We start from the raw sequence: 12,903 nt of genomic DNA on the forward strand, positions 1-12,903 counted from the left end.
GTTCTCGGAGAGGACACCTGATGACAGAGACGAAGACGCACACCCTGGACGTGCCGGGCGCCGTTCTGCGCTACGACGTTCGGAGCGGCTCGTCAGCCGGATCGCCCGTCCTGCTGCTAATCGGCTCTCCGATGGACGCCAGCGGGTTCACCACCCTGGCCCGGCACTTCACCGACCGCACGGTCGTGACCTACGATCCCCGCGGGGTCGGGCGCAGCGAGCGCGCCGACGGCGGAGCCGGGGGCACACCCGAGGAGCACGCGGACGACCTGCACCGGTTGGTCTCGGCCCTCGGCGCCGGGCCGGTGGACCTCTTCGCCAGCAGCGGCGGCGCCGTCAACGCCCTGGTCCTGGTGGCCCGGTATCCGGAGCAGGTACGCACTCTCGTAGCGCACGAACCGCCCGCCGTCCAGGTGCTGCCGGACCGGGAACAGGCGCTGGCCGCGAGCGTGGACATCCGCCGAACGTACGAACGCGACGGCCTGGGACCCGCGATGGCGAAGTTCCTCGCGCTCATCAACCACAAGGGGCCGATTCCGGGCGACTTCACCGGCCGGCCCGCTCCGAACCCCGCCGATTTCGGACTGCCCGCCGAGGACGACGGTTCCCGCGACGACCCGATGCTCGGGCAGCTCATCCCGTGCACCCACTTCCAGCACGACGTCGACCGGCTGCGCGCGGCGTCGACGCGCATCGTCGTCGGCGCCGGGGCCGAGAGCGGGGGTGAGCTGTGCAACCGGGCGGCCGAGGCCGTGGCCGAGCGGCTCGGAACGGCGGTCGTCACCTTCCCCAGCCACCACGCCGGTTTCCTCGGCGGCGAGTTCGGCATGAAGGGCGACCCCGACGCCTTCGCCGCCGTCCTGCGCCGTGTCCTGACGGAGGGTGCCTGAGGCCCGGCGCCGGATCCGGTCCGGCGCGGGGCGGGGCGGCGTCGGGCCGTGCGGCGCGGGCGGAGAAGCCCTGCGGCGCGGGCGAACCCGCTGCCCGCCCCGCGCGTCCGAAGGGGTGGCCGTGTCCCGGCGGAGCGGAGGCGGCGGGGAGGGGCGCATGGGCTGGCGGAGGGCTTGGTCGGGAGACATCGGACTTCTGTCACCGGGGAAGGCGTTCGTCGTGTTCCTGGCCAGCGCGGCGCTGGCCTGCGCGTTGATCCCGGTGTCGGTGCGGTTCTCAGGCCATGAGCTGCGGGCTCTGGGAGCCGCCTACGGCTGGGCCGGGCAGGAGGGCGTCCTTGAGGTCACCGAGTCGGTGCCCCTCTCGGATGGGGGCTCGCTGTGCCTGGGTGTCTTCCGTTCCGCGGACGACGGTCCCGTGCGGACCGGTGTCCACCTGTACCTGTCGGGACCCTGTGAGCCCGGCCGCCGGAGGCGGCCCGCCTCGTCCCCGGCGAGCCGTCCTGGATGCTGACCACGGAGCAGGACCGCGCCTACGCGGACGCGGGGCTCGGAAGCGGTGTCACCACGTCGATCCTCGGGTTCGTCCTCGTCAACCTCTTCTGCCTCGGATTCGGTCTGGTGTTCGCCCAGGCCGCGTTGGGCCTGGGCACCGCGCTCCTGAGGAGGGCGTGGTTGCGCCGGAGCGCGCCCCCGGAACCATGAGACCCCTGCGAAAGGGGCGCGTGCGTCAGTCGTAGGAGCAGCGGGGGTGCGGGATGATCCCGCGTTCGGGCCTGCGGGGGCGCGGGCAGCGGCCGCGCACGCGGTCGCGGAGGGCTTTGCGGCGCGGGTCGGCCTCCGCGGCGGGTGCGGTGACGGGCGTGGTGTGCGCGGGAGGAGCGCACGGCGCGAGGAGGACGTGGGGGTTTCCCAGCGCGGCGGTGAGGGCGAGTGCGAGGAGTCCGGAGCAGGGGCGCAGGAACCGACGGTGTCGCTCGGGCATGGGGACCAGCCTGACAGCCGTGGCCTTGCGTGGTGGGTCGATCACGTAAGGAGAGGTGTCCGGTTCAGGCCAGGGACTGCACGTGTGAACCTTGTTGTGCCCGGGTAACCGGTTCGGTCGGTGGGGTGGAGACACGCGTTCTGGGAACGAACCCGAGCGCCGCCCGCCGCGTCCCGCAGCATGCTCGCGCCCGAAGCGGGCGCGGGCGGAGCGGGAACAGGCGGGGCGGGCTCAGGCCCCGGTCGAGCCCTCCGTGCCGCTCCCCGTCGGCTCGGACTCGGCCGGGACGTCCGCGGGCGGGCGGCGGGCCCAGTAGGTGGCCACGAGCGCGCCGGAGATGTTGTGCCAGACCGAGAACAGGGCGCCGGGCAGGGCGGCGAGCGGGGCGAAGTGGGCGGTCGCCAGGGCCGCGGCGAGACCGGAGTTCTGCATCCCCACCTCGACGCTGACCGCGCGGCGGGCGGTCTCGGGCAGCTTGGTGACCACGCCGAGCAGGTAGCCGAGCGTCAGGCCCAGGGAGTTGTGCAGCACCACGGCCAGGGCGACCAGGAGGCCGGAGGAGAGCACGGCGTCGGCGTTGGCGCCCACCACCGCGGCGACCACGACGACGATGCCGAGGACGGACACCAGCGGCAGGACGGGCAGGACCCTCTCCACGAACCGTCGCGCGGCCATGCGCAGCAGCAGTCCGGCCAGGACCGGGACCAGGACGACCTGGAGGATGGAGACGAACAGGTCGCCGGCGGCGACGGGCAGGGTGGAACCGGCCAGGGCCAGGACCAGGAGCGGGGTCAGCACCGGGGCGAGCAGGGTGGAGATCGAGGTCATCGCCACCGACAGGGCCACGTCGCCGCGGGCGAGGTAGACGATGACGTTGGAGGCGGTGCCGCCGGGGGAGGAGCCGACCAGGATCATGCCCACCACGAGCAGCGGCGGCAGGTTGAGGAGGTGGGCGATCCCCCAGCCCAGCAGCGGCATGACCGTGTACTGGGCCAGGACGCCGAGGACGACGGCCTTGGGATGTCTGGCCACGATCGCGAAGTCCACGGGGCGCATGGTGAGCCCCATGCCGAACATGATCACCCCGAGCAGCAGGGAGATGTAGGGGGCGAGGAGGGCGGCCTGCCCGGGGGCGGCCAGGCCCGCGATCCCTCCGGCGAGGACCAGCAGGGCGAACCACCTGCCGACGAAGTCGGCGACGCGCGTGAGAACTGACATCGAAGGACTACTTCCCGTGGGTACCCGGGGGCGGCGGAGCACCGCTCCCCGGACGGTCGCCGCCGCGAGGGTCGGCCGCCGCGCGGCCATGGTAGTCCCCGCGTTCCGTGCGAGCGGTGGTCAGGGCGGGTCCCGGACCGGAAACGGCTCCGCGCCGTGGCGTTCCCCACAGGGCACCGCCACCGGGGCGGGTGACGAACCGTCCGGACGGGGAAGAGGCAGTCCATGACCGACATCTCCCCGGACGACGCGACCGAAGACAGGACGTACCCCGACATGACGTACCCCGACGAGGGCCGGAGAGGCCCCCGGGAGTGGCGGTTCGTGTGGCGCCACCGGTACGCCCTCGTGCTGGGCCTGGTCGTGGCGCTGATGGTCGGCGCGTGGGTGGCCCAGAGTTCGGCGCGGCCGCTGCTGTGGGCGGTGGCGGCGCTGGGGGTGGCGGCCCTGCTGTGGTGGTGCCGCATGCGGCTGCGCCTGGCCCGGGAGAAGTGGCGGGTGGCGCGGGTCGACCTGTCGGAGGTCGACCGGATGACCGGTGTGGAGTTCGAGGAGCACGTGGCGGGGCTGATGCGCACGCACGGCTACACCGCCGTGACGGTGGTCGGCGGGGCCGACGACGGAGGGGTGGACGTGCTGGGCCGGGCACCGGACGGGCAGGCCGTGGTGGTGCAGTGCAAGCGGTGGAACAGCCCGGTGCCCCCGAACGAGGTCCGCGCCTTCCTCGGCGTCCTCGCCACCAGTTACGAGGGGTACCGGGGGGTGTTCGTGGCCTCGAACGGCTTCACCGAGGCCGCCGCCCGTGAGGGCGAGGGGTACATGACCCTGGTGGACCGGGAGCGGTTGGCGCGGTGGATGGGCGGTTCGGGCGCGCCCGAACCGCCTCCGGCGTGACCGCCCCGTTCCCGGCGGCCGAGGTACCCGGTCAGTCCCACCAGAACTGCCAGACCGGACGGTCGACGAGTATCTCGGCGTAGGCCCTCAGGTCTCGGTGGGAACCCTGCCAGAGGTTGTCCGGGCAGAACGCGAAGTGCTCGGCCGCCACGCGCAGCGCCTGCCCGCTGTCGGTCGGCGGGGCGCCGACCGCCAGGGTGAGGCTCGCGAACCCCATGCCCAGCACGCGCACTCCGAAGCGGCGTTCCCAGTCGGCCACGACGGCCGCGAACACGGCGGTGTCGTTGTCGTAGTTGAGCGGCCCCGCCCATCCGGAAGCGGCGATGGCCTCGGCGCCCGAGGCGGCCGGGACCAGCCCCATCCGCATCCCCGGCACGTGTTCGACGAGGAGTTCGGCGCATTCGGCGGCGGTCCGCTCGGGCGCTCCCTCGGGCACGTCCGCGGCGGGGGCCGGGCCGGGCCACGACGCCCCGTAGGGAGCGGTGGTCGACCGCGGATCGTTGCCCGGATCGGCCTCCTCGCCGGAGGCGTGCTGTCTCCACCACCGGGCGAGCAGTTCCGCCGGGTCGTGGTCTCCCGGTGAGGAGATCTGGTCGGGGAACAGCTCCTGGGACTCCCAGGGCCGTACCGGGTCCCCGTACATCCCTTCCAGCAGCAGCGGCCACAGTCCGGAACGGTGGTGCTCGGCCAGGAGCTCGGACCACAGTCCGGCCGGCGCGGAGTCGTGGCTCAGCCACAGCAGCGGCGTGCCGTCCTCCGAGGACACCGTGTGTCCGGGCGGAAGCTGTACGGAGAGCGTCTTCTGGGGGTCGTCCATGCCGCGATCGTAGGCGTCCCCGGTGACGGTTCGCGGCGGCGTGGGCGTGCCCACGCCGCTCCCCGTCGTGGCGCGGCGGGCGTGACCGCTCCGGCTCCGGACACGGCGGCGACACGCGGACCGCCTCCGGTTCGTCCCTGTCGGTCGAGCGGCGCGTACGGGCCGGTCAGGTGGCGAGCGCGCGCAGTGGTCCGTCCAGTTCGCGCCGGTAGAAGTCGACGAACCCGTCCGGGTCGGGCCCGGCGTTCTGCATGACCAGGCGGTCGAAGCCGGCGTCGACGTACTTGCGGACGGCCTCGACGTAGCGTTCGGGGTCGGGTCCGCAGGCGAAGTGCCCCAGCACGTCCTCCTCCCGGACCGTGGTGGTGGCGGCCGCGAAGTTGACCGGGTTGGGCAGCTCGCTCATGACCTTCCAGCCGGTCAGGGCCCAGCGGGAGGTCTCCAGGGCCGCCCGCGCGGCGGTGTGCTCGTCCTGGGCCCAGGCCATGGGCACCTCGGCGTAGCGGGGACCGTCTCCCCCGGCGTCGCGGTAGTCCCGCACGATCGCGGACTTGGGCTCGGTGGCGAACAGCCCGTCGCCGTGTTCGGCGGCGAGTCTGGCCGACTGCCCGCCGCTGGCGGCGACGGCGATCAGCGGCGCCTCATCGGGCAGGTCGAACACCCGGGCGTCCTCCAGCCGCAGGTACTCGCCCTCGTAGGACTGGTAGCCGCCGCCCCACAGGAGGCGGATGATCTCCAGGGCCTCGCGCAGCATGTGGTGGCGCACCTGGACGGCGTCGGGGAACTCCTGGCCGACGACGTGTTCGTTGAGCCGCTCCCCGGAGCCGACGCCGAGGACGAAGCGGCCCTTCGAGAGCAGGGCCAGGGTCGCGGCGGCCTGGGCGATGATCGCCGGGTGGTAGCGCACGGTCGGGCAGGTCACCCCGGTGGCCAGACCGATCCGCTCGGTCCTGGTCGCGATGGCGCCGAGCACGGTCCAGGCGAAGGGTGAGTGGCCCTGGTTGTCCAGCCAGGGGTGGTAGTGGTCGCTGATCTCCACGAAGTCGAACCCGGCGCGCTCGGCCAGCTCCGCCTGCCGGACGAGTTCCTCCGGCCCGAAGGCCTCGGCCGCCAGTTTGTACCCGATCTGCATGCGTCTCCCCTGTTCGGTGGTGTCGGGCGCCGACCCGCGCACCGGAGGGGCCCGCCCCCGACCGGACCGGTGGGCGCTGCGGACCCCGGACACCATTCACCCAGGGCACCCATACAACTACCGTCCGGGGTCGCGAGGAGGTTGCGACACACCCGCCGCCAGGTCAGGACCGTGTGACCGCAGGCCCGGGCGGGGCGCGGCGCGGAGCCGCCCACGGAAAAGCAGTCAGACGATCACGGAAAGCAACGGAGAGGGGAAAACGTCTCCTGCCATTATCAATCTATAGCGCACCCCCGGGCTTGCGGCAAGACCCAGGTCGTGCCGCACAATTTCCCTTCGAAACCGGAATCCGCGCGAATTCGGGACGTGCGAAAAGCGTGTGCCGTTGTCGGCGCACCGATCACGTACCGACGTCCCGGCACTGGTGGGGACCGTGGCGCTCTCACAGGCGCCCGTCGCGGGAACGCGGACGTGCGCCCCGACAGAACACGCGGAACGGCCGGTGGAGAGCGATCTCGTTGAACGGGGAATCCATGATTGACGTGACCGTGGTCGGCGGCGGACCGACCGGCCTGATGCTCGCCAGCGAGCTGCGGCTGCACGGTGTGCGCGTGGTCGTGCTGGAGAGGCTCACCGAGCCGACCCGGCAGGCCCGCGCCCAGGGTCTGCACACGCGCAGCGTGGAGGTGATGGACCAGCGCGGTCTGCTGGAGCGGTTCCTCGCGGCCGGGAGGAAGTTCCGGGTCGGCGGCATCTTCGGCGGCATCACCAAGCCGTGGCCCGACGGGCTGGACACGGCCCACCCGTACGGCCTGGCCATCGAGCAGCCGGTCACCGAACGCCTGCTCGACGAGCGCGCCCTCGAACTCGGCGCCGACGTCCGGCGCGGCCACGAGCTGGTCGGGTTGAGCCAGGACGAGGACGGGGTGAGCGTCGAACTGGCGGACGGCACGCGTCTGCGCTCGCGCTACCTCGTCGGCTGCGACGGCGCCCGCAGCACGGTGCGCAAGCTGCTCGGAGTCGGCTTCCCCGGCGAGCCCGCCAGGGTCGAGACGCTGCTGGGCGAGATGGAGGCGACCGAGGATCCGGAGTCGATCGCCGCCGTCGTCGCGCGGGTCCGCAGGACCCATCTGCGGTTCGGCCTCGCCCCGCTCACGAGCGGAGACGGGGACCGGAAGGGGGTGTACCGCGTCATCGTGCCCGCCGACGGGGTGGCCGAGGACCGCACGAGCGCGCCGACCCTGGAGGAGTTCAGGCGGCAGCTGCGGGCCCACGCGGGCACCGACTTCGGTGTGCACTCGCCGCGCTGGCTGTCCCGGTTCGGCGACGCCACCCGGCTGGCCGAGCGCTACCGGGTCGGCCGGGTGCTGCTGGCCGGGGACGCGGCGCACGTCCACCCGCCGACCGGCGGGCAGGGGCTCAACCTCGGTGTCCAGGACGCGTTCAACCTCGGTTGGAAGCTGGCCGCCGAGGTCGGGGGCTGGGCGCCGGAGGGGCTGCTGGACAGCTACCACGCCGAACGGCACCCGGTGGCCGCCGCCGTGCTGGACAACACCCGCGCGCAGATGGTGCTGCTGGGCACCGAGCCGGGCGCGGTCGCGCTGCGGGGGCTACTGGGCAGGCTGATGGACTTCGAGGAGGTGAACCGGTACGTGACCGGGCTCGTCACCGCGACGGACCTGCGCTACGACTTCGGCGAGGGGCACGCGCTGCTCGGCAGGCGGATGCGCGACATCCGTCTGACGCGGGGGCGCCTCTACGAGTTGACGCACGGCGGACGCGGGCTGCTGCTCGACCGGACCGGTCGGCTCTCGGTGGCGGGCTGGGCGGACCGGGTCGACCACGTCGTCGACACCGGCGGGGCCTGCGAGGAGCTGGGCGCGCCCGCCGTGCTGCTGCGGCCGGACGGCCACGTGGCCTGGGCCGGTGGGGACCAGCGTGAGCTGCTCGAACGGCTGCCGAGGTGGTTCGGCGCCGCCGCGGGCTGAGCGCGCCTCCGGGCCCCGTCAGCGCCCGCACCTGGGAAAACCGGTTGCGGGCGCGCGTCGCGCCGTGGAAACCTGCCGGGGCGCTCGCGGCGGTGACCGGGCGTCTACGGCGAAACCCCTGTGGAGAGCGGTCTTGGGCTACATCGACGTCAACCAGGTCAGCCACACCCTGCCCGACGGCAGGGTCCTGCTGGACTCGGTGTCCTTCCGCGTCGGAGAGGGGTCCAAGACGGCGCTGGTGGGCGCCAACGGCGCGGGCAAGAGCACCCTGCTGCGGATCGTGCGCGGCGAGCAGCGCCCCCAGGGCGGCGCGGTCACCCTGGACGGCGAACTCGGCGTGATGCCGCAGTTCATCGGGCACGTGCGCGACGAGACCACCGTGCACGAACTGCTGGTGTCGGTCTCCCCCGCTCCGGTGCGCGAGGCGCACGCGGACCTGGAGGCGGCCGAGGCGGCCATGATGGTCGACGACGGCGAGAGGACGCAGATGCGCTACGCCGCGGCCATCGCCCGTTACGGCGACGCGGGCGGCTACGACGCCGAGGTCGTGTGGGACCAGTGCTGCACGGCGGCACTGGGCGTCCCCTACGAGCGCTGCCGGTGGCGCGAGGTGCGCACGCTGTCGGGCGGGGAGCAGAAACGCCTGGTCATCGAGGCCCTGCTGCGGGGCCCGGCGCCGGTGCTGCTGCTGGACGAGCCGGACAACTACCTCGACGTTCCGGGCAAGCGCTGGCTGGAGGAGGCGCTGCTGGCCACCCCCAAGACGGTCCTGTTCGTCTCGCACGACCGCGAGCTGCTGAGCCGGGTGCCGGACCGGATCGTCACGGTCGAACTGGGCGCGGCGGGCAACACGGCGTGGGTGCACGGGGGCGCGTTCGACACCTACCACGACGCCCGCCGGGAGCGGTTCGAGCGGCTGGACGAGCTGCGGCGGCGCTGGGACGAGGAGCACGCCAAGCTCAGGGCGCTGGTGGCCGCCTACAAGCAGAAGGCCGCCTACAACTCCGACATGGCCTCGCGCTACCAGTCGGCGCGGACCCGGCTGCGCAGGTTCGAGGAGGCGGGGCCGCCGCAGAAGCTGCCCCGCGAGCAGAACCTGCGGATGCGGCTGCGCGGCGGCCGGACGGGCAGGCGGGCGCTGGTGTGCGAGGGGCTGGAGCTGACCGGGCTGATGCGCCCGTTCGACCTGGAGGTCTGGTACGGCGAGCGGGTGGCGGTGCTGGGCTCCAACGGGTCGGGCAAGTCGCACTTCCTGCGGCTGGCGGCCGGGGGCGGCAGCGATCCCCAGTCGTCGGTGCTGCCGGAGGAGGACAGGGCGAAGGTGCCGCCGGTGGAGCACAGCGGCACGGCGCGGCTGGGCGCGCGGGTGCTGCCGGGATGGTTCGCGCAGACCCACGAGCACCCCGAGTTCGCGGGGCGTACGCTGCTGGACATCCTGCACCGGGGGCAGGGCGCCCGCCGGGGCGTGCCCCGCGACGAGGCGGGGCGGGCGCTGGACCGCTACGAGCTGGCTCCGGCCGCGGAGCAGACCTTCGACACGCTCTCGGGCGGTCAGCAGGCGCGGTTCCAGATCCTGCTGCTGGAGCTGTCAGGGGCGACGATGCTGCTGCTGGACGAGCCCACGGACAACCTGGACGTGGTGTCGGCGGAGGCGCTGGAGTCGGCGCTGGAGGCCTACGACGGCACGATCCTGGCGGTGACGCACGACCGCTGGTTCGCGCGCGGGTTCGACCGGTTCGTGGTGTTCGGCGCCGACGGAGGCGTGTACGAGGCGCCGGAGCCGGTGTGGGACGAGGGGCGGGTGCGCCGCGAACGGTAGGGGTTCGGAACCGGGAGCGTGTCACACCGAACCGGCGTGAACGCCGACTCGGCGTGTGGGCGCCGCCGAGGAGCACCGGAACCGCTGCGGGTGGGGACCGGGAGGCGCCGGAACCGGTGTGCCCGCGCGGATCATGCGCGGCGAGCACCGCGGGTAGGACGGCGCCCGCAGGGGCTGACCGGACCACCCCCTCGCCATGACGCCGCCATGCCGGGCGGCAGGCTGACACAGCAGCGTCATCGCAGCCCAGGGACCCCGCATCACACCGGGGGCGTTCTCGGTCGAGCCGCTATCCGACGGGCGGTTCGATGTCGGTCACGGCCGGGCACCCCTCCGAGCAGGCGGGCGGCCAGCCGAGCCCACGGCCGGGAGGCGTCAACACAAGGCCTTCTTGACGCGGGGCGGGGCCGCACGGCGCGGGAACCGACCACGCGCCGTGCGGCCCACCTGTCAGGGACGCAGCACGACCGGGAACTCCCTCAGGCTGGTGACCGAGAGCGCGGACTGCACCCGCAGCTCCTCGTCGGGGACGGCCAGCCGCAGGTCCGGGAAGCGCTCGAAGAGCATCGGCAGGATGATCCCGGCCTCCAGCCGCGACAGCGGCGCCCCGGGGCAGATGTGCGGGCCGTACCCGAAGGTGATGTGGCGCCCCTGGGTGCGCTGCGGGTCGAAGACGGACGGGTCCGGGTCCTCACCGAACTCCGCGCGGTCGCGGGTGGCCGCGCCGTAGTGCGTCATCAGCGCCTCGCCCTTGCGGATGGTCTGCCCGCCGACCTCCACGTCCTCGGTGGCGAAGCGGAACATCATGACGTTGTTGGGCGGGTCGTAGCGCAGCGTCTCCTCGATGACCTGCTCCCACGTCACCTTGCCCGCCTTGAGCAGGGCGAACTGGTCGGGGTGGGCGAGCAGGGCGCGCACCACGTTGTTGAGCAGGTTGACGGTGGTCTCGTGCCCGGCCGCCACCACCGTCAGCAGGGTGATGGTGACCTCGGTGTCGCTGAGGGAGTCGCCGTCCTCCCTAGCTCTGAGCAGGTCGGCGGTGAAGTCGTCGTGCTCGTCCAGGCTGGCGCGCTTGCGGGCGACCATCTCGGCGAAGAACTGGAACAGGGCTCCGTAGATCCGCAGGTGCTCGCCCTCCTCGGTGGTGCCGGAGAAGAGCTTGGCGTACATCTCGCCGAGCTGGGCGTACTCCGCCTCGGCCACCCCGTACAGTTCGCCGATCACCCCCATGGGGACCCGGAAGGTGAACTCCGACTTCAGGTCCAGGGGTTCGTGCGCGCGCGGCTCCAGGGCGTCCAGCGCCCGGGCGGTGATCTCCTCGATGCGCGGGCGCAGGCGCTCCACCCGGCGCGCCGAGAACGGGCTGGCGGTGAGTCTGCGCATGCGCCGGTGGGCGGCGCCGTCCTGGGCCAGCATGTTGGAGCTGTCGGTGGGGATCGTGCCCATCAGCGGCCAGCCCTCGGGGACCCGGCCGCTCTGGTAGTCGTCCCAGTGGTCGACGCTCTTGACGAACCGGGGGTCGTTGAGGGTGGCGCGGCTGACCTCGTGGTGGGTGGTGGCCCAGGCGCGGACCCCGCCGGGGAGTTCGACCCGGGTGACGGGTCCGGCCCGGTGGAGGCGTTCGCGGTCGGCCTGCACGTCGTCGGGCACGGCGTGCACCAGCGGGACTCCGTCGGGGGTGTGCTGGACGGGGCAGGGCATCACAGGACTCCTTGCGGGGGTGTGGGGGTGAAGGTGACCGGCAGTGACACGACTCCCCGCACCCAGGGCGAGGGCCGCCAGCGGACCTCCTCGGCGGGGATGGCCAGTTCCACGTCGGGCAGGCGGTCCAGCAGCACCTCCACCGCCGTGACCGCCATGACCTCGGCGATCCCCTGCGCGGCGTGGGGGCAGCTGTGCTCGCCGTGGGAGAAGGACAGGTGGGCGTGGTTGCCCCGGACGGCCGAGGAGCGCTCGCCGGTGTGCAGCCGGGGGTCCTTGTTGGCCGCGGCGTAGCCCAGCAGGAGCAGGTCGCCCCTGCGGATGACCCTGCCGTCCAGCTCGACGTCGCGGGCGGCGAAGCGCCCGGCGTTCATCTGGGACGGGGAGTCCTCCCACAGGACCTCGGCCAGGGCCTCGCGGACGCTGCTGCGGGCGCCCGCCATGGAGGCGGAGAAGCGGTCGTCGGTGAGCATCAGGCGCAGCGCGTTGCCGATCCACTCGGAGGTGGTCTGGTGGGCGCCGCCCAGGACGGCGACCAGTTCGGCGACCAGGTCCGCGTCGCCGTAGCCCGCCGGGTGGGCGATCATCCGGGACACCACGTCGGGTCCGGGGTCTGCGCGGCGGGAGGCGACGAGCCGGGTGAACTCGGCCACGATCTCGACGTGGGCCCCGACCGCGTCGGGACCGGCGTCGAACATGGTGCCCATCAGGGTGGTGACCGCCTCGCCGCGTTCGTCGTCGAGGCCGTACATCCAGCACAGGACCAGGGACGGGAGCCGCTGCGCGTAGTGCGTGCGCAGGTCGGTGCCGCTGGAGGCGCAGAACCCGTCGACGAGGCGGTCGGCCAGGCGTGCGGTGACCGCGCGCAGCTCGTGCGGGTCGGCCCCGTTCAGGGCGTCGTTGACCGCGGCGGTGCGGCGCCGGTGCTCCTCGCCCTCGGCGGACAGCAGGTTGGGCTGGGGCGCGAGCACCGGCAGCAGCGGCCAGTCCCGCGGCACCCGGTCCCAGGCGTTCCAGCGGCGGGGGTCGCGCGCGAACACCTCGGGGGTGTTGAGGACGTGGTGGAGCTCGTGGTAGCCGATGACCAGCCACGCGGGGACGTCGCCCTCCATGAGCACGGGCACGACGGAACCGTGTTCGGCGCGCATGGCCCGGTAGGAACCCTGGGGGTCGGCGTTGAAGCGGGGGTCGTACAGCCGGACGGGGTCGGCCACTCTCGGTCCTCCGGGAGAAGGGGGTGGGCGGCCGCCCGACTCGGCGGCCGGGGGGCGTGCGGCACCGGGACGGGCAGGCGCGTGGCGGTGCGGGAGACGTGCGCGGCGCGGAAAGGATCCGCGGTACGGGCAAGACACACGGGACGACAGGGATGCGCGGCACGGGAAAGACGCGCGGTACAGGGGGAGCATGTGGTGCAGACGGGACGTGCGGCACCGGAAAGACGCGTGGTACAGGCAAGGCG

Annotated in this window: 11 protein-coding genes; 5 read left to right on the forward strand and 6 right to left on the reverse strand. The window is 73.3% G+C overall.

The window, feature by feature from the left end:
* The first annotated feature begins 20 nt into the window (after window positions 1-20).
* Together UIS43_RS07355 and UIS43_RS07360 are read left to right on the forward strand one after the other, a co-directional pair.
* Window positions 21-890, forward strand: a complete 870-nt coding sequence (locus UIS43_RS07355) for an alpha/beta fold hydrolase (RefSeq protein WP_370012889.1) — start codon at window positions 21-23, stop codon at window positions 888-890.
* A gap of 507 nt (window positions 891-1,397) precedes the next feature.
* Window positions 1,398-1,595, forward strand: a complete 198-nt coding sequence (locus UIS43_RS07360) for a hypothetical protein (protein ID WP_370012890.1) — start codon at window positions 1,398-1,400, stop codon at window positions 1,593-1,595.
* Between the two features lie 25 nt (window positions 1,596-1,620).
* On the opposite strand, the gene UIS43_RS07365 is transcribed toward UIS43_RS07360, so the two are convergent.
* Both UIS43_RS07365 and UIS43_RS07370 read right to left on the reverse strand, forming a co-directional pair.
* Complete coding sequence (locus tag UIS43_RS07365; RefSeq protein WP_019608393.1) at window positions 1,621-1,875, reverse strand: hypothetical protein; 255 nt, start codon at window positions 1,873-1,875, stop codon at window positions 1,621-1,623.
* Window positions 1,876-2,106: 231 nt separating this feature from the next.
* Window positions 2,107-3,093: a bile acid:sodium symporter family protein gene (locus UIS43_RS07370; RefSeq protein ID WP_071622345.1), complete on the reverse strand. Its 987-nt coding sequence runs from the start codon at window positions 3,091-3,093 to the stop codon at window positions 2,107-2,109.
* A gap of 225 nt (window positions 3,094-3,318) precedes the next feature.
* On the opposite strand from UIS43_RS07370, the gene UIS43_RS07375 reads away from it, so the two are divergent.
* Window positions 3,319-3,987, forward strand: a complete 669-nt coding sequence (locus UIS43_RS07375; protein ID WP_013153765.1) for a restriction endonuclease — start codon at window positions 3,319-3,321, stop codon at window positions 3,985-3,987.
* A 31-nt stretch (window positions 3,988-4,018) separates the two neighbouring features.
* On the opposite strand, the gene UIS43_RS07380 is transcribed toward UIS43_RS07375, so the two are convergent.
* Complete coding sequence (locus UIS43_RS07380; RefSeq protein WP_370012893.1) at window positions 4,019-4,804, reverse strand: DUF4253 domain-containing protein; 786 nt, start codon at window positions 4,802-4,804, stop codon at window positions 4,019-4,021.
* A 166-nt stretch (window positions 4,805-4,970) separates the two neighbouring features.
* Window positions 4,971-5,936: a TIGR03557 family F420-dependent LLM class oxidoreductase gene (locus UIS43_RS07385; RefSeq protein WP_071622346.1), complete on the reverse strand. Its 966-nt coding sequence runs from the start codon at window positions 5,934-5,936 to the stop codon at window positions 4,971-4,973.
* Between the two features lie 533 nt (window positions 5,937-6,469).
* On the opposite strand from UIS43_RS07385, the gene rox reads away from it, so the two are divergent.
* Entirely contained in the window at window positions 6,470-7,924 is a 1,455-nt protein-coding gene (rox, locus tag UIS43_RS07390; RefSeq protein WP_117198035.1) for a rifampin monooxygenase, read from the forward strand.
* A gap of 133 nt (window positions 7,925-8,057) precedes the next feature.
* Window positions 8,058-9,743 carry an ATP-binding cassette domain-containing protein gene (locus UIS43_RS07395; protein WP_358415385.1) on the forward strand — a complete coding sequence of 562 codons (1,686 nt, stop codon included), beginning with the start codon at window positions 8,058-8,060 and terminating at the stop codon, window positions 9,741-9,743.
* Between the two features lie 450 nt (window positions 9,744-10,193).
* Here UIS43_RS07395 and UIS43_RS07400 read toward each other — a convergent pair whose 3' ends face one another.
* Together UIS43_RS07400 and UIS43_RS07405 are read right to left on the reverse strand one after the other, a co-directional pair.
* A complete protein-coding gene (locus UIS43_RS07400) occupies window positions 10,194-11,444 on the reverse strand; it encodes a cytochrome P450 (RefSeq protein WP_013153770.1) in 1,251 nt (416 codons plus the stop codon).
* The gene (locus UIS43_RS07405) at window positions 11,444-12,658 is read right to left on the reverse strand and encodes a cytochrome P450 (protein WP_041552762.1); all 1,215 of its coding nucleotides are present in this window, start codon (window positions 12,656-12,658) and stop codon (window positions 11,444-11,446) included. Before UIS43_RS07405 ends, UIS43_RS07400 begins: the two co-directional genes overlap by 1 nt.
* Between the last annotated feature and the right edge of the window lie 245 nt (window positions 12,659-12,903).

It is taken from the genome of Nocardiopsis sp. LDBS0036, assembly GCF_041228755.1.
Lineage (GTDB): Bacteria > Actinomycetota > Actinomycetes > Streptosporangiales > Streptosporangiaceae > Nocardiopsis > Nocardiopsis dassonvillei.